Raw genomic sequence first — 24,262 nt, forward strand, 5'->3', positions numbered from 1 at the left:
TATTATATGCACGCTCAAGCAAGAAGGAGAATAAAATGGGTAAAAAAGCTATAGTTTTTAGTGATGTTGATGGTACATTATACGCTCGCGATTGTTATGTTTCTAATTTTAATTTAGACATTATTAAAAACAATCGTTTAAGCTTTAACATCGCTACCGGTAACCCTATTTGTCCAAGAATGTTAAAATTAGCAAAATTAACTAATGCTGATTACATTATTGGTTCAAGTGGAGTTCAAATTTTTGATTACAAACATAATAAATTTATTAAAGAAGATTATCTAGATCCTGAAGCGGTTAAAGAAATCTTTAAGTTATTTAAAAAACACAATATTCCAGCTGCTGCTTGATCTAGTGAAGTATTTTATATTTTCAGAGAAGAAGAAAAAGAATTCTTAAATAAAATTTACTTTAGATATGAAACCTTTGACCAATTCACATTATATAATGGTGAAGATAACATTAAACCAGTTGCTAAAATTGAAGTTTACTTTGACCACATCGACAACGTTGATGAACTAATGGGTGAACTTTCAAAATTAAATTGTAAATTGATTAAAACCCACATGAATCTTGAAATTGTTTCAAAAGGCGCTTCAAAAGGTGAAGCTATTGTTTGAATGCTTGAAAATGTATTCAAGAACTACACAAAAGATGAAATTATGGTAATTGGTGATAGTGAAAATGACTTCTCAATGTTTAAACGTTTCAATTATTCTTATGTAATGGATAATGCTAAAGATGAAGTTAAACAAAAAGCTAACTTCATTACAAAAGCAGTACAAGAACATGGTCTTGGTTATGCAATTTTGGATTATTTAGAAAAATTTAATAAGTTAAATGAAAAATAAATATAGCAAAAAACAGTGCCTTACTTAAAGCATTGTTTTTCTTTTCTGTAGAATAATAATTTGTTAAAATTATTAAATTAATAAAGGAGGTACTAAATGGCTAGATTTATAGATGAAATTAATATAACTTTAGAAGCTGGTAAAGGTGGAGACGGTATGATCTCATTCCGTCGTGAAGCACACGTTGACAAAGGTGGACCTGATGGCGGTGATGGAGGAAGAGGCGGAAACATCTATTTTGTAGGTGATCCCGGCAAAAATACTTTATTGTCACTTTATGGAAATAAAAAAATTACTGCTGAAGATGGTGTTGATGGTGGACCTAAAAACCTTTATGGTGCAGCCGGTAAAGACACATACATAAAAGTACCTTTAGGCACTTTAGTTTATAAAGATAAAAAGCTTGTTGCTGATATTATTGAAGCTAAGCCTTATTTAGTAGCTCAAGGTGGTGTTGGTGGCAGAGGTAATATGAAATTTAAATCTGCTAGAAATACTGCTCCTAGAATTAAAGAAAATGGTTCAAAAGGCGAAAAATATTTAGCTCATATTGTGCTTAAGGTTATGTCAGATGTTGGAATTATCGGTAAACCTAGTGCTGGTAAAAGTACACTTTTAAGTGCTTTAAGTAATGCTAAAGCTAAAATTGCTGATTATGAATTTACAACTTTAGTGCCTCAACTTGGTTTAGTTAAATATCATGATGAATCCTTTACAATTGCTGACTTACCTGGATTAATTAAAGGTGCTTCAGAAGGAAAAGGCTTAGGTATTCAATTCTTAAAACATATTGAAAGATGTAGAATTGTTGTACAAATTATTGATTTTGGTGATGAACACAAAAAACCAATTGAAGACTATCAAGTAATTAATCACGAGTTAGAAGCTTTTAGTAATAAACTTGCTAATAAGCCTCAATTGATTATTGCTAATAAAGCAGATATGCCTGCTTTTGAAAAACATTATGAAGAATTCAAAAAGCAATATCCAAATTTAGAAGTAATTAAAATTAGTGCTTTATTACATGAAAACTTAGATAAGCTTAAAGAAGCTATGTGAAAATTACTTGAAGCAACCAAAATCAATCCAATTGAAGAAGATGATGATAAAGAAGACGAAATAGTAGAAATCAAATTAGAAGATGATTATAAAATCACAAATCCATTTAAAGGTTTCTTTGAAATTAGCGGACCAAAAATCGAAGAATTATGACATAAGGTGCCACTTGTAAGTTTTGACAACTTATTAAGATTCAATAACTTACTTAAAAAATATGGTATTTGAGATGACTTAATTAAAATGGGCATCGAACCTGGTGATACTGTTAGAATTTTAGATTATGAATTCGAATGAGATGGTGAATAATTAATAGTGCTTGTGCACTATTTTTCTTTACTTGATTTAGAGGTTGTTTAATTTGTTGCGGCTCATTTTAATATTATGCTAAAGCATAAATGCAAAAAGAAAATACTCACAATTATGAGTATTAACTTATTAGCTATCAATTGTATTCTTATTAATTCTATGTTTTTCAACAAATAATTCGATATAGCTATTTAATTCTTCTTCGGTTTTAAAAACTCGATCATCAAATTCATAAGATGAAACAACACCATCGAAAACATCTTTGTATTCGATATTTAACATATCTTTTGACATTAATTTTTTGATAGCGTCTTTATATGAGAAATAATAAAGTGTTGAATTATTAACATTTAATTTATATATATAAGTATTATGTATTTTATTTAACGAGTCATATTGTTTGTTATTTAAATATTGTAATTGAGAAACTTCTTTACTTCTTACTTGAACAGTATCAAAGAATTTACTTTTTAAATGTGCAATAATTTCTTTTTCAGTAATTTTATCTTCACCTTCATTAGCATCATTATATGTATATCAAAGTAATTGATTAATTATTGATTGATCTTGTTTTTTTACTGCCGTCTTGATTTCATCGGTTGTTAGCGAGTCTTCTAATTTTGTATCCTCAGCAAAACCATTTACTTGTTTTGGCATTCTAACATAATATTTAACCCTACGATTTGATTTTATATAATTATTTGCAAATCAAAAAGCTTCATCAAGTGTATTAAAAGCAGGGATAGTATTTCCATTAACATTATAAGGATCATAGTTAAACAAATGTGGGTTTTCAGCAACAAAATTAATTGCCCTATCTTGATTTGGAAATCTATATTTCGAAAAATTAGGATTATCTTTATTTATAGGGCTATATATAATAATTGCACCTGGTTGATTTTCAAAAAAGTCCTCAATTATTTCATTTTCTAAGGAATGCATTTCTGATTCATTATATTTGCGACCATTATAAATATAATAATCTTGATTACTTGCTCCTATAAATTTAACAGGCTTAATTAATTTTGCATCTTGTATGCCTCTATCTTTAGCATTTATCGAACCAAATAATCTAGATATAGTAACGCCTCCATCTCAAATGTAAGAGTTATTTGGATTTTCCGGATCACTAAAAACGAATTCATTGTATGAAGTTTTGTCAAATAATATATCCTGTAATAAAGTTAAAGATATCATTATACCGGCTTTTATTGAAGCGGTCGCGGGATCAGTGGCGGGAATTGTCTTTAAAATAGAATTTGTGACTTCAACTATTGTATTTGAAATAACAGATAATTTTTCTTGTGTAGATGCTAAACCACCATTTGTATAAGTTCAGTTATAAAAATTCGTAAAAGAGCTTGAAACAGTCGTATTACAGTCTATTGTATTTGCTACAAAATCTAATTTATCATATATTTTTTTATCTCTCTCTATTTCTTGTTTTAGTTTTTCATTATTAACTTTTGAAGTATTAATAGGATTGATAAGAACTTTAAATTGTTTTTGAGTTAACTTTTGACACTCTTTTTGAACTAATTCAAAATCTGAAAATGTTATAAAGTCTTTATTCTTTAAAATATCATAAATGTGGGCATATTCAACATGATCCTTAACATATTCAATATTTGATTTTAAATTTTCACATACTTTTTTAAGAGAATTATTTGCAATATTTTGAAGATTTTTATTTTCTGACAATCATTCTGAAGTATTTATTATAAATTTAGAGATACTTTTTACACCTAGACCAGTGCATGCATTAGCAACTTTTGTTCAATTTCACATAAGATCACCAATAATTGAAGCAGGCATTTGTAAAAATTTTGTATTTTCGTATAAAAAAGTTGTTTCATTCAATTCAAAACCATATGATGATGGATTAGAAAGTTTGTAATAAAGTTGTTTTAGAGATTCATTAAATGGTAAAGTCGCTAATTTGTATCTATATTCAAAAACGTCATAATCAGTTTTTGAATAATTATTCTTCACATTATCTGAAGCGCATTTAATTACTGTTATTGCATTTGTAATATATTTGCTATTAGCTAAAATATTTATAAAATTATTAATATTTGTATTTATATCTAGATCATAACCATTAGCTTTAAATGATTCTCATAAATCTAATTTATTTCCATCATTATCTTTGAAGAGGTCTTCTCCAATAATTTCTTTAAGAGTATCATTTATGTATTTAATTAACTGTTTATAAAATTGTTTAAAACTATAGATCGCTGAGTTATTGGCTTGTGTTTTTCCTAAATACGATAAACAAGTAAAATATGTAACAGGAATTTGGGTTAAGAAATTGCCTCTTTTACCATACTTCATAATTTTTATTACTTCGTTTATTTTGTCAAGTAATGTTTCATTTTCATTAATTTTGACTTCTTGCATAGCACTAGTAAAATTTACAGTTTCAGCTGCTAGATCGTAAATATGCAAAATATCAAAACTATTTATAAAATAATCAATGATTTTTTTATCATCAGTTAGGAAGTCATCAAATGAAAAATATGCTAGTTTATTCTTTTTATTAAATTCTAAATCCCTATTGAGAGACATTTGGTTTTTAGTGGAAAGGAGATTTTCCGCAACTGTGTTTATTCTTTGAGCTTTAAAGTTATTTTCATATGGATTATTTGTATAATTCTTTTTATCTTGTTTAGATCATTTATATAAATCAGTTAAGTCTTCTATGCTATTATTGCTTGAAACATGAACATAATCGCCATAAAAATTGAATGGATCATCTTTTCCAACATCTACGATATAACTACTATTTCCTTTAGTTGAATTAATTTTTAAAACATCATATTTAGATAAATCGCTTAATAGAATACTCTTGTCGTTTTTTAATTCCTCTAAAGTGTAATATTTATTGTTAAATTGATAATATTTAAAAAGATTATTAGCAGCTCTCTTTCTAATAAAAATATTCGTTAAATCGCTTTTATTGAATAATTCATTACCAATTTTCACAGAAATATTTGATTTTTTTCATATAATTTTATTCTTTTATTAAATTCATCGATTTTTTCACTTTCGGTTGTTCTATTATTACTTTTGACGTTATTGTAAATTTGATTAATATAATTAGCAACATCGTCCAACGATGAATATGTGCTGTGATCGTTTAATTCATATAATTTGTCAATATTGAAATATGAAAGAATAGCATCATCTTTGTTTAAAAATGCCTTATTATCTTTTCCTTTATAAATCTCAATGTTTTTATCTTTATGTTCAAAATTTAATTCATTTAATAAATTATTATCTATTTGATTTTTACTATTTAATAAACTTTCAAGTTGATTATCAGTCAAACTTGTTTGCACAGTCATTTTTGAAATATGTTTTTTTAGTAAAACATTTAAATCTTGAAAGTTTTTAAATTTATCCTTATCTTTATAAACGAAATATTTATTTTTTATATGTTTGTCTTCTCTTTGAACAAACGATTTTGCATAATTGATTGCTTCTTGTTTAGATTCAAATTTTTTATCGTATATTTCAAAATTATATTTTTTATTAGCTGATTCAGATCTCCAACAGCCTGATGATGCAACAACTAATGAAGCACTTAGACATGATAATAATGTAAACTTAATTATTTTTTCATTATAACTCCTAATTCTATGCGACTAATATCTTATTTGTTTCAATATATATTTTTAAAAACGAAATTAAATCATTATATGAATTAAAATATTTTCAATTATCGTTTATTGAAAAAACAATAAGAATTATAAATGCCTGGCTTTAGTTTAATTTTCTTATTTTTATCTTTTTTTGATATCAAACGAAATCATTTGAAGAAGAAACGTATTGTTAAAATGAATGAATAATTTTCTTTTTCTATTTGTTTATCATCTGAATAATAATGTACTTTTTCCTGTCTCATTTTGACCTAATAAGACATTTAGCTTATTCTTTTTAATGGACATATTAACATTATTTAATAATGTGCGCTTTTTTATTATTTTCGTTATATTTTTGCATTCACAAATCGTTTCATTTAATTGGTCATTTTTAATTTTCATTTTTTACCCTTAAATCTTTCATTATTTTTGCTAGTTATTTATATAACTAGTTTTTATCAATATACTTTTCGTCTAAAACACCTATATAAGGGAGGTTTCTGTAAATTTCTTTATAGTCAAGACCAAATCCTATTAAAAACTTATCAGGTGCTTTAAATCCATAATTATCTGGAAATAAATCAACTTTGCGATGATGTGGTTTATCCAATAAAGTTAAAATTTTAAATGATTTTGGTTTTCTTAATAAAAGCATATTTTTAATTCTACTTAAGGTGATTCCGGAATCAATAATGTCTTCAACTATTAAAACGTCACAATCTTTTATTTCTTCAGCTAAGTCCATAATAATTTTAACATTACCGCTGCTTTGATGAGCACCGGCATAGCTAGAAGCGATCATAAAGTCCAATTTATGATCGACTGTAACATCTTTAATAAGTTGCGAAAGAAATGGTACGCTGCCTTTTAATAAACCAACTAAGATTAAGTTTTTAGAGTCTTTGTAGGTTTCATTAACTCAAGCAGCTAATTCCTTTATTCTTGATTCGAGTTGCTCCTTAGTAAAAATAACTTCTTTGATTCGAGGATCAATTTTATTCATATTGAATTTTTAAGATTCTAATACTGTATTTTTCGGGAGCATCTACTTCGATAGTGTCTCCAATTTTTGCTTCCATAATTGCTTTAGCAACAGGAGATTCATTAGAGATTTTATTAGTTAAAGGGTCACAATCATGAGTACCCATAATAGTTACAACATTTTCTTTATTTGTTGCTAGATTTAAATATGTTACTGTAGCTCCAATTGTTGCTCTACTTGTTGAAGTAACTGTATGATTAGAAGAGATAACAACTGATCTTTCAATAATTGATTCTAATTCTAGAATTCTACCTTCAACTTCACTTTGACGGTCACGAGCTGCATCATATTCAGCGTTTTCTGAAAGGTCACCTTGTGCTCTAGCTTCTTTTAAAGCAGCTTGCACAGCTGGTCTTTCAACATTAATTAAATGTTTGTATTCTTCCTTATATTTATCAAGTGTTTCACGTGAAATATAAATTTTTTCTTTATTATGTCTTGCCATTTTAACCTCTTTTTTATGAATTCATGTAATTAATTATTATTTAATAATTATATATTAGTATTTAAAGTTTCATCCATTTTTATAACATATAAAAATTGTGCTTTATTTTTAGATATTTCATATCTGATTTGTTGTTGTTTTAATTCTTTTGCTAAAAGTTTTAAGTCTACTTTTGTAGAAGGATTTTGAATAACTACAAGCATGCCATCAGTTCTTAATTGAGGATAATATTTTTTAAATATCTCAAAGCTGTTTAAATTTGATTCAATAACATAAACTAAGTCATAACTAATAGTTTTTTCAGGATCTTGATAATTTGGATATGAATTAATTTCTTCTAAATTACGCATTGCCCCTTTATTTCATATTTCTTCATTAATACCCGTTTCTTCAACTTCAATATTTGCTAATGTCATTTTAGTTAAAGATAAATAAATATTTTCTAAATCTTGACCAGCTAAAAGTACATTTTTTGCTCTATTTAAGTAAATGGTATTAATTAATTGCATTCTATCAAGTGGGTCAATGTTAGGTGCAAAAGTTTTATCAATGTATTCAGGGATTTGACCTAATGCTGAACCCTTTTGATCCATAACAGCTTTTTCAGTTGCTTCTTTTCTTTCTTTATCAATTTTCTTTTTCATTGAGATAGTTTTAAGATAAGTTCCTAAAAATACAGCTAAACCAAGCACAGCTACAATAATCATTGAAGCAAATAAACCTCAATAAAGTTGTTTTGAAATAACAGTTTTGCCACTTCCAGCTTCTACTGCTTGTGCTAATTTAATTAATGTAGTTTCTATCATATCTTTTGACCTCCATTATTTAAAAACTCATTAAGAATTATGACAGCACTTAATGTATCTTTTGCTTTTCTAGTTTTTTTATTAGATAAATTTGCACTTTTCAAAATTCTTTCAGCCATGATTGTTGTGCCATATTCTTCTGTAAAATAGATTGATAAGTCTAAAAAGTGTTCATGCAATAAGTCAGCTACTTCCTCTACCATTAATGTTCTTTCGCTTTTAGTTCCATTACTTCTTAAAGGATAGCCCAGCACTAATGCATCAATTGAATTACTATATTCTTTTTGAAGTTTTTCAATTTCTTCAATTAATTTTTGAAAATCATTTTCTTCAAATCTAATAGTTTCAAGTGGGCTTGCAATAATTGCGTCTGCATCTGTGATAGCAAGACCACAAGTTTTAGTACCTAAATCAAGTCCTAATTTACGCATTTAGAATGCCTTCTTTGATAATTTCAGTAATTTTAGCGTTATTATCTACTTTTCCCATTGCTAAAATTGGTGATCCACCACCACGACCATTTAATTTAGTGCTAAATTCTCTAAACAATTTATTAGCATCTAGTGCTCTAGTTGCTATACATAAAAGAACTTGGTTATTTTCTTTAGATCCAGCAATTACAATTGGATTTTCACTTTGATATTTATCTCTAATTGTAGCTGCAATAATTTTAACTTGTGAAGCATCTAAGTCTAAATTAATATAAACGTTATTATTATTAATTTTTTCAAATTTAACTGTTTCATAGTCAAATTCAATATTTGAGTTAGCCTTAAGAAGATTCTTATAATCTTCTCTAGCTTTAAGAATTAATTCTTCAATTTCAGCGTTTTCTTGATCTAAATTGTCATATTTTTTAATTTCTAATTTGTATTTAGAATCAAATTCTTTATTCTTAAGAACTATCTTTTCAAGTTCATCTCTTAATTTAGTGTTTTTATCATGTAAGAATTCATTAACTAATTTATTTGAACTTACTGCTCTTAATCTATAAATGCCAGCTTGTTTTCTTTCAACATTAGTAATTTTGAAGTTTTCTAATTTCTTAGTATTGCTTAAGTGAGTACCACCACATAAGTCGCTTGTGATATTACCGAAACGAACAACTCTAATGTTTTTAGGATCCATGTATTCTTCTTCACCAATTGTCATTAAAGCACCCATTTTTTTAGCTTCTTCAATAGTCATAACTAAGTATTCTCTATTGATATCTTTTTCAATGTATGAATGCATCAAAGCTTCAATTTCTTTAATTTGTTCATCAGTTGGTTTTTCATCAGCAGGGAAGTCGAAAGTTAATCTTTCTTCATTGTTATCTGAACCTAACTGTTCAATATGAGGTCCTAGAACTTTTCTTAAAGCACAGAATACTAAGTGAGTACCTGAGTGGTTTCTTTCTAAGCCTAAACGGATTTCAGGATCAACATAACATTCAATAGGGTCTTTATCATTAACCTTGCCTTCAACTAAATGAATATGATTGCCATATTTATCTTTGAACACATCAATTACTTTGATTTTTTTACCATTTTGAACCATGTAACCTTTATCGTGTCTTTGACCACCACTAGTTGCATAGAAAGGTGTTTGTTCTAAAATTAAATATCCTTGACCATCAATTTGATCTACGAAAGTTTCACTATTCATTAATTTTAAAGCTTTAGTTTTACATTGTAAATCAGTATAACCTATGAACTTATCAATTTTACCTTTGATTAAAGCAAGTGAATTAATAACTTTAGCCATACCAGCTACTTTATCGCCTCTTGAAGCTTCAATATGTTTTGCTTTAGCTGTATTAAAGCCTAACATATCAACTTCAATACCTTTTTGACGTAAGATTTCTTCAGTTAATTCAATAGGGAAACCATAAGTTTCTAATAAGTTAAATGCTACTTCACCACTAAATACTTTAGTATTGTCTTTAATATGTGATTCAAGTAATAATTTTCCGTTTTCGATTGTTTTACCGAATAATATTTCTTCATCTTTAATAGCTTTAGCTACCATTTTTGAATCATAATCATATGGTAAGTTATCTTTAACTACTAAAACTAATTTGTATAAGAATAAACCTTTAATACCAAGTTGCATACCTTTATAGCATGAACGGCGGATTAATCTTCTAATGATGTAACCTCTACCTACATTCGAGATTTTAGCACCATCAGCAATAGCATTAACTACAGTTCTAACATGGTCTGCAATAATTTTGAAGTTAGTATTAATTTCAGTTTGTTTTGGATCTTTTTTGAAGTAGTTATCCATGTCATATTTATAAGGAGTGTATTTTTCAATTTCATGAATGATGTTAATAAATAAATCAGAATCATAGTTTGTTGGAACATCTTGCATAATTGATGCAATTCTTTCTAAACCGGCTCCAGTATCGATATTCTTTTGTTTTAATTCGGTGTAGTTATTTTCACCATCATTATTAAATTGACTGAAAACAATGTTTCAGATTTCAATATAACGATCGTTTTCAATGTCTTCTTTTAATAATTCAAGACCACGTTTGTCATATTTTTCGCCTCTATCATAAAAGATTTCAGTACATGGACCACAAGGACCTGAACCAACATCTCAGAAGTTAGTATCTCTTGTTCCTTTAATTAAATGACTTTCATCAATACCGTTAGCAATTCAGTAATTCTTGGTTTCTTCATCATCTTCAAAATAAGTCATGTATAACTTATCTTTATCCATTTCTAATTCTTTAAGTAAGAACTCTGTACCAAAAGCAATAGCTTCTTTTTTAAAGTAATCTCCAATTGAAAAATTACCAAGCATTTCGAAAAAGGTGTGGTGTCTTGAAGTTACACCAACATTTTCAATATCGTTAGTTCTGATTGCTTTTTGACTATTTGTTAATCTAGGTGCAGGAGGTATTTTTTTACCTGAAAAGTAATCTTTTAAGGTTGCTACACCAGAGTTGATTCATAATAATGAAGGATCATTAACTGGGATTAATGATTTACTTTCAACAATTAAGTGACCTTTATTTTTGAAAAAGTTTAATCACTTATTTCTAATTTCATTTGATTTTAATGGTTTCATAATTAACTCCTATAAATATTTTTTCTTTTTACCTTCGAAATAAATTTCTTCAATAATACCACCACCTAGACATTTTTCGCCATCATATAAAACAACTTGTTGTCCGGGTGTTACAGCTTGTGCTGTTTCTGGATAATTCACTTTCATAGTATTATTAGGCAAAAATTCAACTTTAACTTTAATATCTTTTTGTCTATATCTGAATTTCGCACTTAAGTTATTTGGATCAAAGTCTGAATTATTCAGTGTAACTGAAGAAGCGACTAACATATCACTAGTTAAATAGGATAAATCACTAGCGGGGGCGACATAAATAATATTTTTCTTAACATCATGACCACATACATAATGAGGTTCATCACATCCGCCTAAATTAAGTCCTTTACGCTGACCGATCGTGTAATAGAAACATCCATCATGTTTACCTAAAACTTTATTTGTTACAATATCAACTATCTCACCAGGCTGAGCTGCGATATAGTTTTGTAAGAATTTAGTGAATCTTCTTTCACCAATAAAGCATATTCCAGTTGAATCTTTTTTCTTCGCGGTTATTAAACCTTGTTCTTCAGCTATTTTTCTAACTTCAGCTTTTGAAGCAAAATCAGCTAAAGGCATTAAAACTCTTTCGAGTTGCTCATGAGTTAGTTGAGCTAAAAAGTAAGTTTGATCTTTATCCTGGTCTTTTGCCCTAAATAAATGTCCATTTTCAACTTTAGCATAATGCCCCATCGCTATATAATCAGCCCCTAATTTATCAAAAGCATAATTGGCAAATGCTTTGAATTTAATGAACTTATTACATAAAATATCTGGGTTAGGTGTTCTACCTTTTTCATATTCTTGAATAAAGTTTTTAAAAACATCGTTTCAGTATTCATTAATAAAATCAACACGATGTAATTTAATGCCAAGCTTATTTGCGACTGCTAATGCATCTTGATAATCTTGTTCTTGCGGACAAATATCTTGTGAGATATTTTCATTGCCTAACAAATCGTTATTCATTAAAGAATCTCAATTACGCATAAAAAGACCTTCAACTTCATATCCTTGTTGAAGAAGTAAATACGCGCATACTGATGAATCGACACCACCAGACATTCCTAAAATAACTTTTTGCTTGTTCTTATTCATAATAATTTAAATATTATACTAAAACTCATATCTAATTAGGAAAATTAAAATAGTTATTATTAGTGGCTAAAAATAATATAAAAAGCACATTTTTGTTATTAAAATGTGCCCTTAATTAAAAGAATTTTAATTATTCTTACTTTTGAAATCCTGTGATTGATTTTGCAAATTTGAAGGTTTCTTTAGAACCGTCAGCATTTTTAAGTACTATATATACAGTTAGTTTTTTCTTTGAATCATATGGCTTAAGTTCAACAATTTCAAGGTTGTATCCTTCAGGTTTTTGTTTGATAATAATATCTTCTTTTTTAACTTCACTAGGCTTAAGATTCTTATTAGAAACTTCTAAAACTACTTCATTTTTTAATGCGTTAGTTAAAAGATATTTTTGGAATAATGCTTCACCATTATAAACTTCGCTAACTTTTACTCTAGTTGATGAAACTGCTGAAAAATCATTAGCATTTGCATTTTGAATTGAAACAAATGAAACCTTGATTGAAATAATTTTATTATCAACTATTTCAGGTTTTGAAAATACCATAAATTGTTGTTTTTCAGTAAAACATATGGCATTTACAAAAGCATATAGTTTATATTCAGGTTTATCTTTAAATTTAGGGTCATAAAGTTGAGCTACAATAAACTTATCTCCCTGTTTTATAATCTCTTTAGCAATTTCTTCATTCATTAATGATAATTGTTTATCTTTTAAAGATTTAATTAATTTTTCTTGCACGATTTTAGCTGCAAGATCATTTGTTAGATATTCATCTTGAGGAGTTTCAACAAATTTAGATAAATCAAATGTAGCCTTATATTCAGGGTCAAGTGTTGAACTTGGAGCGAATTGATCTTGTAATGGTTCTTGATTCCTTTTAATTCTTGCTTCGTTAATAATATCGAGTCCTTTTATGCTTAAATCTATTTCTAAGTCTTTATTTACCTTTATACTTTCAGGTCAATCTTTGAATGAAACTTCAACATTAACAAAATATTTATCGCCATCTTTTCTTAATTTTGAATAAACATATTCAAGAGAATTATTCTTAGTTTTAATAAAGTATGACTTATCATTAAGTTTATCTGTTTCAAGTCTTTCAATATATGTTTTGTCTTTTGAATAATATGGATAAATTACATTATCTTTTAAAGAGTTTTCTAGATAAGTTTTTTGCTCATCTTCAGTCATTGAATGAGGATTAATTCCAGTTTTAAATTCTTTGCTTATAGTTATTACTTTACTATTTTTAACACTTTCATTATTTTTAACGATTAGTTCAACCTTAATTTCATTTTTGTCTACATTTAAATCACTAAGTTTCATTGAGTATAATGATTCATCATAACCAGAAACAACAAAATTAGGTTTATTTTCATAGTTAAGAATAGCTTTATTCTTTTGGACAAAAACGTATGCTTTTTCGTCTAAATATTGAACAATTACTTTATTCAATTCCTCATTTAATTTATTGATTGCTTCATTCTCTTTATCAATCATTGCTTGTGTTTTCTTTCAACCTGTTATTACATATGATTGATTTTTTTCATTTTCAATATTAGTGCCATCTTTTTTAATTTTGAAAATGATTGTTATATCATTTGTCTCTTCATTGATAACTGCTTTATATTTACTTAATGAATATCCAGAAGGTATATTTTTGATGATTAAATCAAGATTAGCATCTTTAACATATGTGTTTGCTTTATCTTTATAATCAAATGAAACTTCTTTAGTTTTTTCATTTAAAAGTTCTACTTTTTTCAAACTTTGATCATCTAATATTTTTCCTAGCGTTACTTTAAATTCTTTTGTTGAAACTACTATATTATTTCCAAATATTGCTGTTTTATAGGTTAATATTACATTTTTATCAGCATCAACAGATACATTTAAGAAGTTATTGATCTTATCATTTTTAATTGGATTTTGGTTATTTGCTAGTTGATAATTACTTGAATAATTTGTATCGTTTATTTTAGCTATTGCATATTCTTCATTAAGATTCTTTCAATCAATTTGCGAACCACCAGCATTTGTTGATTTATATGCATAAATTGTTTTATTATTTCTAGCATAAATAAATACATAATCTTTTATATTTGAACACGCTTCATTAAAATATTTAACATTTGAATTAATTAATTGAATTAATCCTTCAGTTTCGTCTCCAAATTTATCAGCTTCATTTGTTTTATTTTCTACCGGATTTTCTTTATTGGTATTTTCTTTATCTTTTTGATCTTTATTAATATTTATGTCATTTTGTTTACCATTGTTATGACAACTAATTGCGCACATAGGCAAAGCTAGTGTAGCTATTGAAGATAATTTAATAATTATTTTTTTCATATTCATTCTCCTTTTGTTAGATATAAATAATTATATCTTTTAAACTATGTTTAAAATAAAACGCTGAAAATTCAAGGAAAATATGAAAAGTTTTCATGATAAAACGACTAAAATTTCTACCTTATTATTATTTTATATATATTGATTTTTAATATTTAGCGATGCTTTTTGTTTCATGATTTTATTAAAAAATATTTCATTTGTTTTAAACGTTGGTATATCTTATTTTTATTGAAAACCCAGCCAAAATTTCAACAATTAATTTATTGTTCTAAATTCTTTATAACGACAGCAAAATAGTGTATAATAAGATTAAAAGAAGGAGGTAACATGGAGCTAAAAGATATATCACAAATTAGTACTGGTTGATTATTAGCACGTAAAAAAACGGTTGAAAATAAAGAAGCGATTGCATATAAATTATTATCTATTAAATCAATAGGAAGAAACTTAGATGTACTTCATGATAAATTAGATGTTTTCTATTCTAATGATCATATAGATAGTCTATTTTTCACTAAAGAAGGCGACATTATTGTTCGTAATATGTATCCTTATGAAATTGCATTTATAAAAAAAGAAGATGAAGGCATTTTAATTAGTACTAATTTTATTGTAATTAGAAATTTAAAAGGAATATTGCCGAAATACTTAGCATACTTATTGAAGATTGATACAGTTCAAGAATTATTAGTTTTTAAATCAGCAGGTTCTGTATCAAAACATATTAATAATAAAATATTAGGTTCATTAGAAATTAATGTAATACCACCAGAAGAACAACAAAAAGTGATTGAATATGTCAATAACTCATATGAAGTTAATAACTTATATGAAAAGGTTATTGATTTAGAGAAGAAAAGAATTGAATATTATTTAACTAAAAGTCAAGATAAAGGAAGGAATTAAATATGGCTAAAAATATTACAAACTCAAAAGAAGCTCAAAGAGCAGAATTACATAAAACTATCTGAAAAATTGCAAATGATTTACGTGGGTCAGTTGATGGCTGAGACTTTAAACAATATGTTTTAGGATTTTTATTCTACCGTTATATTTCTGAAAATTTAACTAACTATGTTAATTCAAATGAATGAAAAGCCGGAAATAAAAACTTTGATTATGCAGAATTAAGTGATGAAGAAGCTGAAAAAGTAAAAAACGTTTTAATTCAAGAAAAAGGTTTTTACATTGCTCCAAGTAATTTATTTAAAAATGTTGCTAAAACATGTCGCAATGATTCTAATCTAAATGAAACATTAGATAAAATTTTCAAAAGTATTGAAGCTTCAGCTGTTGGTACCCCAAGTGAAAATGATATTAAAGGTTTATTTAATGACGTTAATGTAAATAATGATAAATTAGGTAATACTGTCATCGAAAGAAACAAGAAATTGTGCAGTATTCTAGAAGCAATTAATGAAATGCAATTAGGTGATTTTCATGATCATAACATTGATGCTTTCGGTGATGCTTACGAATACTTAATGACCATGTATGCAGCTAACGCTGGTAAAAGTGGTGGTGAATTCTTTACCCCACAAGAAGTTAGTGAACTTTTAGCATCTTTAACTTTAGTTGATTTTAGTAATAATAAAAGAGAATTGAAAAAAGAAGTTGAAAGTGTTTACGACCCAGCTTGTGGTTCAGGTTCTCTATTACTTAAATTTGCAAAAATCTTAGGTAAAGAAAATGTTACAAAAGGTTTCTTTGGACAAGAAATTAATTTAACTACATATAACTTAGCTAGAATTAATATGTTCTTACACGGTATTAATTTTGCTGATTTCTCTATTAAACACGGAGATACGTTAAATAATCCATGCTATTTTGACAACATTTCTCCTTTTGAAGCAATTGTATCTAATCCTCCATATTCAATTAAATGAGATGGTGATAACAATCCTACTTTTATTAATGATCAAAGATTTGCACCAGCAGGTGTGTTAGCTCCTAAATCTAAAGCTGACTTAGCCTTTGTTATGCATATTTTACATCTATTAAGTTCTAAAGGTTCAGCTGCTATTGTTGAATTCCCTGGTGTTCTTTACCGTGGTGGTGCAGAACAAAAAATCAGACAATACTTAATAGATAATAATTATGTCGATGCTATTATTCAATTACCTCCAAACTTATTCTTCGGAACTTCAATTGCAACATGTATTATCATTTTAAGAAAGAACAAAAGAGACAACAGCATTTTCTTTGTTAATGCTTCAAATGAATTTGTTAAAGAAAAAAACACTAATAAGTTAAGTGATAAAAATATTAAAAATATTTTAGATATTTATCGTTTCAAAGAAGAAAAAGAATATATTTCAAGAAATGTTCCTTATGAAGAAGTTAAAGAAAATGATTATAGCTTATCAGTTTCTACATATGTAAAACCTGAAGATACATCGGAAAAAATAAATATTGTTGAAGTTAATACTCAATTAAAAGAATTAACCCATAAAATAGATGTTCTAAGAAAAGAAATAGATAAAATCATCCAAGAAATCGAGGAGTAATATGACTTATTTGGACCAGTTAATAAATAAGTATTGTCCTGATGGATATGAGTGGGTTAAGCTCGAAGATGTAGTTGATTATATCCAACCAGCAAAATATATAGAAAAAATAAAAGATTTTGAAGATGACGGCATTCCAGTTTTAACTCCTGGTAAACAATTTATATTAGGATACACAAAAAATAATAATAATATTTTTTATGCTTCTAACGAAAAACCTGTAATACTTTTTGATGATTTTACAACTTCTTTTAAATTAGTTAATTTTCCATTCAAAGTAAGGTCATCAGCTTGCAAAATACTTATACCTAAAATTCAAGATGTTTCAATTATGTTTGTTTATTATTTTATGCAAACTATCACCTATGAAATTGATCAGCATTCAAGACAATGAATTTCTAACTATTCAAAACTTTTAATACCAAAAATCCCTTTAAAAATGCAAGAAAAAATAGTTGAAATCTTGGAAAGATTTAGTATCCTAAAAGCGGAGCTAAAAGCGGAGTTGGAAGCGAGAGGGAAGCAATTTGAATTTTGAAAAAATAATTTATTTAATTTTAAAGACTTTAAGATAAAAACAATATCTGAAATGTGTGAAATAACAAGAGGTAAAGTAATTTCAAAACAATTCATTGCAAATAATAAAGGAATGTACCCTGTATATTCTTCACAAACTGTAAACAATGGTATATTGGGGAATATAAATACATATGATTTTGATGGCAATTATCTCACCTGAACAACTGATGGTGCAAATGCTGGAACAATTTTTTACAGATCAGGCAAATTTAATGTAACAAATGTTTGTGGTTTATTGAAAATTAAAAATGATAAAGAGACAAATATAAAATTTTTATATTATGCTTTATCATTGGTTTCGAAAGACTATGTAAATTATGATAATAGTAATCCAAAATTGATGAGTAATGTTATGGCTGATATTAAAATAAAGATACCCCCTATAGAAACTCAAAATAAAATAGTTTCAATGTTCGATAAATTATCAGAATACTCACAAGAAATTAATTCTGGATTACCAGCAGAAATTGGGCTCAGAAGCAAACAATTTAAGTATTATAGAGATTTACTTTTAGATTTTAAAAAAGATGAATAATACTATAAAACAGCAATAAAAATAAAGAAAGGTAAATATGAAACTTAATGAAGTTAAAGAAAAAGATATTATAATGCAAGACTCAGATAGCACGGTTTTAGCTGAGTATATTTCACATAAACCTAAGTTTTCTGAATATGAAAGCGAAGCTAAATTAGAAGCAAGCTTTGTTAAACAATTGATGCAACAAGGCTATGAAAAAGTAAATATTAAAGATGAAGATGATTTATTTCGTAATTTAAAAAAGCAAATAGAAAAACTTAATGACGTTAAATTTAATGATAGAGAATGAAATTTTTTCTACAAGACTTTCATTAGCAACGAGGAAGAAAATGTTGAAGAAAAAACTGAAAAAATTCAAAAAGATTACATCATACATTCCAAGTTTGAAGACGGTACTTCTAAAAATATTTATTTAATAAATAAAGAAAATATTCATAAAAATAACTTACAAGTTATTGAGCAATATGAACCTAAAGAAGGAAGAAGAAAAAATATTTATGATGTTACAATTCTTGTTAATGGATTGCCGTTAGTTCATATTGAATTAAAAAGACGGGGCGTAAATATTCGTGAAGCTTTTAATCAAATTAAAAGATATGAAAATGATAGTTTCAATATTTCTAGATCACTATTTAGATACGTCCAAATATTTGTTATTTCAAATGGAACTGAAACAAAATATTATGCTAATACAACAAGACAAAATGTTGTTTGTGAAAATAGAAGAAGCAACAATAATTTTAAAGGCGATTATATAATGAGAAAAAGTAACTCATTTGAGTTTACTTCATATTGAGCTGATGCTAATAACAAGAATATTTTGGACTTAGTAGATTTTACTGATACCTTTTTTGCTAAAAATACACTTTTAAACATACTTACTAAATATTGTGTCTTTACTAGTGATAAAAAATTATTAGTTATGAGACCATACCAAATTGTAGCAACTGAAAGAATTATTAATAAGGTTAAAGCAGCATATAATTCAAATCATCAAGGTTCTAAAAAAGCTGGAGGATATATTTGACATTCAACCGGTAGTGGTAAGACATTAACATCTTTCAAAACAGCTACTTTAATGAAAGATATGGATATTATTGATAAAGTCTTATTTGTTGTAGATAGAAAAGACTTAGATTATCAAACAATGGTTGAATATGAAAAGTTCGAAAAAGGATCTGCAAATGCTACTACTAGTACATCAAAATTAAAAGAAATGGTTAACAAAACAAATGCAGAATCTAAAGTTATTATTACAACAATTAATAAACTATATAAATTAATTAAGAGAGATGACAGCCTCGATGTTTACAATAAAAATATAGTTATTATTTTTGATGAATGCCACCGTTCTCAATTTGGATCTATGCACAAAAGTATTACAGAAAAATTTAAAAAGTATTTTCTTTTCGGTTTTACTGGTACCCCAATCTTTGCAAAATTTGCTCAAATGCCAAAAGGCGGCGGAATTCCTTTTACAACTGAAGGAGTCTTTGGAGAAAAACTTCATACATATACTATTGCAAAAGCTATTGAAGATAAGAATGTATTACCTTTTAAAATTGATTACATTAATACTATTAAAGCAAAAGAAAAGATTGAGAGTCAATTAGTTCCAGATATTAAAAGTGAAGAAGCACTTAGAGCGCCAGAGAGAATCAAAGTCATTGTTGAAGATATTCTTAAAAAATATAAAATAAAAACAAAAAGAAACGACAATAAGTATTCTCTAACTGTGGTTTCAAATATTGCTGAAAGCGTTAATAATGAAAAAGAAAAAAAGATAACAAAAGAATTCTATGGCTTTAATGGAATGCTTGCTACTTCTTCAATAGAAGCAGCTAAAGCTTACTATAAAGAATTTAAAGAACAACAAGCTCAGCTCCCTGAAAAAGATAGACTTAAAGTTGCTTTAATTTATAGTTGAGCTCCAAATGAAGATTCATATGAAGAACCTGATAGTGAATTTTTAACTGAAATTGACGAAAATAATGAATCAACAAGACGTTTAGATCCAAGCTCTAAAGAATTTTTAGCAAGTGCCATTAAAGACTATAACAATATGTTCGGAACTAATTATGACATTAGTGATAAGAAATTTAATAATTATTATAAAGATGTAAGCTTGAGAATGAAAAATAAAGAAATTGATCTTTTAATTGTTGTTAATATGTTCTTAACAGGATTTGATGCAACAACTTTAAACACATTATGGGTAGATAAATGATTAAAGGAACAAGGGTTAATTCAAGCATTTTCAAGAACTAATAGAATCTTAAATAGCGTGAAAACATCTGGTACATTGTTTGCTACCGTAATTTAAAAAAATATGTTGATGAAGCAATCGCTGCTTACGGGGATGGTGATACAAGTGGTTTAATTAAAATTAAACCATTTGAGGACTATTATAGTAAAGGAGCGGATTCTAAGACGCCTTCATATGTATCTTTAATTGATAAACTTAAAACTGAGTTTCCACTTGGAGAACAAATTCAAGGTAATTCGGCAAAAGAACTTTTTGCTAAAACATTTGGACAAATTCTTTACCTTTTAAATATTCTTAAAGTCTTTACTGAAGAATGAACACCGGACAAGCAAATTCTAACCGATCGTGAAATGCAAGATTATCAAAGTTTCTACTTAGATATAAAAGATGAATTCGACAAACGGCGTGAAGGCGAAGCTGTTTCAATTTTAGATGATGTTGTTTTTGAAATTGAACTTGTTAAAGCTAATGATGTTGATTTTGACTATATTCTTTCTAAGATAAAAGAAGCACATAATGAAAATATGTCTGAACAAGAAATGACAATTTACATTGATAGAATTGTTAGATCAAGTTACACCTTAAGAAATAAAGATTTATTGATAAAAGCATTCCTTAATGTTATTAATTTAACAAACGATTATTCTAACTTACCAGAACAATTTGATAAATTCGTTTCAGAAGATAAAGAAAAACAAATTGATAATTTAATAAATAAATTTAATCTTAAGCCAGAAGAAGCTAAAAAATTTATTCAAAATGCAATTAGAGATAATGAACTTAACAGTTATGGAACAAAATTCACAAACATTTTTAAACCTATGTCAATGTTTGATAAAAGTGATGATACAAATAGAGAAGGTCTTAAAGCTAAAGTTAGTGAAGAAATTCAAAAACTTATAGATTTATACAATGAATAATAAAATCAGAAAACAAAAGATTAATTATAAATTATACTTATTCCTTAATTTTGCTGTTTTATAGTGTTTTTAAGAAAATTAACTCACAAAATTACCTTTCTAAATATGCAGTATACATTTTGGTATATTGCATTTTTATATCATAAAAAACACCTATTAAAAAGCTCTCTTTTAATAAGTAATTTTTTGAAAGTTTTTTAAATTACTAGTATTACAAAATTTTGCTTTTAGATAAATTGTTAATGCTTAAAAATAAGTCAAAATATTTTATTTTGTAGCTTGGATATTAATCAAAATCCCTAACAATATAATTTTAAAATTGATATATTACTGTATGTTAAATAGAATTACTATTATTCTTTAAAATTCAAGTATTTAAACCATAAATTATCCAAATTCAACCTATTAAGCATCAGTGTTTTTATCATTATTATGACTCACATAATCATTTAATTATTTCCATTTTTATTAAGTTTATTTAAGCTTTTTCATGGTCAATTCACCTTTTTCTTCGCTTTTTGTTATACTTTTTCTTCGCTTTTCATTATACTTTTTCTTCGCTTTTTGTTATATATTTTCTTCGCTAAATTATGGTTTTGAGTATTAAAGGTGAATATATATGCCGCCTATTTAATGTGCTCTTAAACTGCCTGAATCAAATTAAATAACTAATACTTTTTTCTTATCTAAATAATATTAATATTTATAATTTAAATAATATGAGAGTTACACTTGGTAAGTTAAACAAAAAGTTGAATATCTCTAATGTAGAGGTTAAGAAACAAAACGAAATTGTGGCTGATGTTAAATTATCAGTTCCAATAGAACTACTTAAATTTATAGTAGTTGCTTTTGTTAGTGCTTTTTTTGTAATGCTTCAATATGGTAATTTAACTCAAAATGACTTATTAAGAGAAGTTTATTTATATAGTATTGGTTTAGCTTTTGGTGATCTTACTATTTTAATATTAATAGGATCTTGACTTTCATTAATTATTCGGTGAATTAGCCCATGATTTAAGAAACATTACTTAAGGTGATTTTATTCATATACCCGGGTTGATTATTGAACCTTTAGAAAATCATTAATTTCATTTATTTGATTAAATCTTTTAGCAATAGCAATTATTTATCACTCAGTATTAGTTTTCCAAAGAGTTGATATGTCTAGCACAATTATTAAGCCTAGTGAAATTGGACAAATTTACACTAATGGATGATATAAATCATTTACAGTGGATGGAAAAATAGCTAATAGTAATATCTTACCTCATGCTTATTTAAATGTCGGAGTTTATGCTGATACTATCTTTAACTTAATGTATGTTATTGCATTTTCACCTTATTTAGCTTGATTTGTTGCACTAGCAATTATGGCTTTTTCATGATTATATTTAATTACCATTAAGCCTATTTTATACCTTAAAAATTTAAATCGCAACAAATGTACATTGCCTATAATTGAAAAAAATATTCAAAGAAAAATTTCACCTTTTTACTATACAAACCAAGTTAAAACTTTATTTGAGTTTTACCGTAAAGCTGCTAAAGTTTTAGACATTGATCCATATAAAGTTAAATTCGCATACCTTGATAAACAAATTAAAAAGAATATTAATACATTGAGTAATAACTCAAGCTTAAAAGAATTCTTTAAAATTGTTGCTAAGAGAAATAGTTATAATGATGATGCTAATAGTGATTTTATGAAAATCTTAAGAGCTAACAAAACTAAATATAATGATAGTCCAGATTTATTAATAGCATCTGCTGATCCAAATCCAATTATTGTAGAAGTTCAATATCCTGTTTCATCATATAAAACTAATGAAGTCTCAAGAGAATACACTTTAAGAGATTTTGATACTAGAGAAATTAATTCATTTAACAAAAACAATATAGAAAAAGATGTGATTTATTTTGGGAATAAATCTGCTTTCCAAAGTGAAAAAGAAAAAGATGAAGAAGATACAATTCCAGAAATTGTTGAAAAAACAAATATTAATCTTCAACAACAAAAAACTACTGAATTGGATCAATTAATCATAACTGAAACAATCGATGAAACAATTGAAAATAAAGTAGTACAAGCAGAACAAACTAATACTCAATTTGTCGAAACAATTAAAGCAATTAATGATACTCAAGAAATACTTGATGAAGATAGTCAAAAGAATAATCAATTACAAGACTTTAATTTCTTAGTTGATACTGCTGAAGCTACTGTTGAAACCAATATAAAAGAAAAAACACAAACTCATAATGTTTTACCTTCTCCTGAAGAAAGTCAAACAAATAATAAATATGAATTTTTAATTGATACTGCCGAAACTGAAGTAAATGAACAACAACCAACTATCTCAATTCAAAATAATGAAAACGTAACAAGTGTAATTAATAATCCTAAAGCTGAAATTAACTTTGAAATCGATACAATTGAAGTTCAAGAAGCTGTTAAAAAACAAGGAGTAAATTTAGCTCACATTAACCAAGGCAATACTGATAATAAAACACAAATGTATACAATCGTTAATGATGAAAATAAATTCACTATTTCGACTGATAATCCTATTTCACAAGATAAAAAAGAAAATACGAACACACAAAAGAACTTTGATTTCCAATTCGATTCACAAGTTGTAATACTTGATGAAAATGGTCAAATTGATAAGAATGCTTCACAAAATAATGAAGATGATGATAGCTGAGAAAGTCCAATTTTAAGTGATAAAAAATAAGAGGTAAA

Annotated in this window: 17 protein-coding genes; 8 read left to right on the plus strand and 9 right to left on the minus strand. The window is 26.7% G+C overall.

From position 1 onward, the window contains the following. The first annotated feature begins 35 nt into the window (after window positions 1-35). Entirely contained in the window at window positions 36-851 is an 816-nt protein-coding gene (locus tag ACJA22_RS02415) for a Cof-type HAD-IIB family hydrolase (protein ID WP_406617544.1), read from the plus strand. A gap of 96 nt (window positions 852-947) precedes the next feature. Beyond that, entirely contained in the window at window positions 948-2,216 is a 1,269-nt protein-coding gene (gene obgE / locus ACJA22_RS02420; RefSeq protein WP_406617545.1) for a GTPase ObgE, read from the plus strand. A gap of 129 nt (window positions 2,217-2,345) precedes the next feature. Here obgE and ACJA22_RS02425 read toward each other — a convergent pair whose 3' ends face one another. The 9 genes from ACJA22_RS02425 to ACJA22_RS02465 form a co-directional block, all read right to left on the minus strand. After that, complete coding sequence (locus tag ACJA22_RS02425) at window positions 2,346-5,201, minus strand: hypothetical protein (protein ID WP_406617546.1); 2,856 nt, start codon at window positions 5,199-5,201, stop codon at window positions 2,346-2,348. Further along, window positions 5,162-5,563: a hypothetical protein gene (locus ACJA22_RS02430; protein WP_406617547.1), complete on the minus strand. Its 402-nt coding sequence runs from the start codon at window positions 5,561-5,563 to the stop codon at window positions 5,162-5,164. The genes ACJA22_RS02425 and ACJA22_RS02430 overlap by 40 nt, the downstream gene beginning before the upstream one ends. A 745-nt stretch (window positions 5,564-6,308) precedes the next feature. Further along, on the minus strand, window positions 6,309-6,863 hold the full coding sequence (gene hpt / locus ACJA22_RS02435) for a hypoxanthine phosphoribosyltransferase (RefSeq protein ID WP_406617548.1): 555 nt from the start codon (window positions 6,861-6,863) through the stop codon (window positions 6,309-6,311). Then, on the minus strand, window positions 6,856-7,347 hold the full coding sequence (greA, locus tag ACJA22_RS02440; RefSeq protein ID WP_406617549.1) for a transcription elongation factor GreA: 492 nt from the start codon (window positions 7,345-7,347) through the stop codon (window positions 6,856-6,858). The genes hpt and greA overlap by 8 nt, the downstream gene beginning before the upstream one ends. A 47-nt stretch (window positions 7,348-7,394) precedes the next feature. Continuing rightward, on the minus strand, window positions 7,395-8,153 hold the full coding sequence (locus ACJA22_RS02445; protein ID WP_406617550.1) for a BC85_0335 family putative methyltransferase: 759 nt from the start codon (window positions 8,151-8,153) through the stop codon (window positions 7,395-7,397). After that, window positions 8,147-8,584, minus strand: a complete 438-nt coding sequence (ruvX, locus tag ACJA22_RS02450) for a Holliday junction resolvase RuvX (protein ID WP_406617551.1) — start codon at window positions 8,582-8,584, stop codon at window positions 8,147-8,149. Before ruvX ends, ACJA22_RS02445 begins: the two co-directional genes overlap by 7 nt. Further along, on the minus strand, window positions 8,577-11,213 hold the full coding sequence (alaS, locus tag ACJA22_RS02455; RefSeq protein ID WP_406617552.1) for an alanine--tRNA ligase: 2,637 nt from the start codon (window positions 11,211-11,213) through the stop codon (window positions 8,577-8,579). Before alaS ends, ruvX begins: the two co-directional genes overlap by 8 nt. Before the next feature lie 9 nt (window positions 11,214-11,222). Beyond that, entirely contained in the window at window positions 11,223-12,350 is a 1,128-nt protein-coding gene (mnmA, locus tag ACJA22_RS02460) for a tRNA 2-thiouridine(34) synthase MnmA (RefSeq protein ID WP_406617553.1), read from the minus strand. A 136-nt stretch (window positions 12,351-12,486) separates the two neighbouring features. Next, window positions 12,487-14,703: a hypothetical protein gene (locus tag ACJA22_RS02465; protein ID WP_406617554.1), complete on the minus strand. Its 2,217-nt coding sequence runs from the start codon at window positions 14,701-14,703 to the stop codon at window positions 12,487-12,489. Between the two features lie 330 nt (window positions 14,704-15,033). Here ACJA22_RS02465 and ACJA22_RS02470 point away from each other — a divergent pair, with 330 nt between their 5' ends. From ACJA22_RS02470 to ACJA22_RS02495, 6 genes are all read left to right on the plus strand, one after another. After that, window positions 15,034-15,612, plus strand: coding sequence for a restriction endonuclease subunit S (locus tag ACJA22_RS02470; protein ID WP_406617555.1), 579 nt, complete (start codon window positions 15,034-15,036; stop codon window positions 15,610-15,612). 2 nt (window positions 15,613-15,614) lie between these two features. Continuing rightward, window positions 15,615-17,213 carry a type I restriction-modification system subunit M gene (locus ACJA22_RS02475; RefSeq protein ID WP_406617556.1) on the plus strand — a complete coding sequence of 533 codons (1,599 nt, stop codon included), beginning with the start codon at window positions 15,615-15,617 and terminating at the stop codon, window positions 17,211-17,213. Window position 17,214: 1 nt separating this feature from the next. Next, entirely contained in the window at window positions 17,215-18,327 is a 1,113-nt protein-coding gene (locus ACJA22_RS02480) for a restriction endonuclease subunit S (RefSeq protein ID WP_406617557.1), read from the plus strand. Window positions 18,328-18,364: 37 nt separating this feature from the next. After that, complete coding sequence (locus tag ACJA22_RS02485) at window positions 18,365-20,653, plus strand: type I restriction endonuclease subunit R (RefSeq protein ID WP_406617558.1); 2,289 nt, start codon at window positions 18,365-18,367, stop codon at window positions 20,651-20,653. Between the two features lie 125 nt (window positions 20,654-20,778). Next, window positions 20,779-21,516 carry a type I restriction endonuclease subunit R, EcoR124 family gene (locus ACJA22_RS02490; protein ID WP_406617564.1) on the plus strand — a complete coding sequence of 246 codons (738 nt, stop codon included), beginning with the start codon at window positions 20,779-20,781 and terminating at the stop codon, window positions 21,514-21,516. A gap of 719 nt (window positions 21,517-22,235) precedes the next feature. Beyond that, window positions 22,236-24,254, plus strand: coding sequence for a hypothetical protein (locus ACJA22_RS02495; protein ID WP_406616685.1), 2,019 nt, complete (start codon window positions 22,236-22,238; stop codon window positions 24,252-24,254). The last annotated feature ends 8 nt before the right edge of the window (window positions 24,255-24,262 follow it).

This window comes from Mycoplasmopsis adleri, from assembly GCF_045276205.1.
Taxonomy (GTDB): Bacteria; Bacillota_I; Bacilli_A; order Mycoplasmatales; family Metamycoplasmataceae; genus Mycoplasmopsis; species Mycoplasmopsis adleri.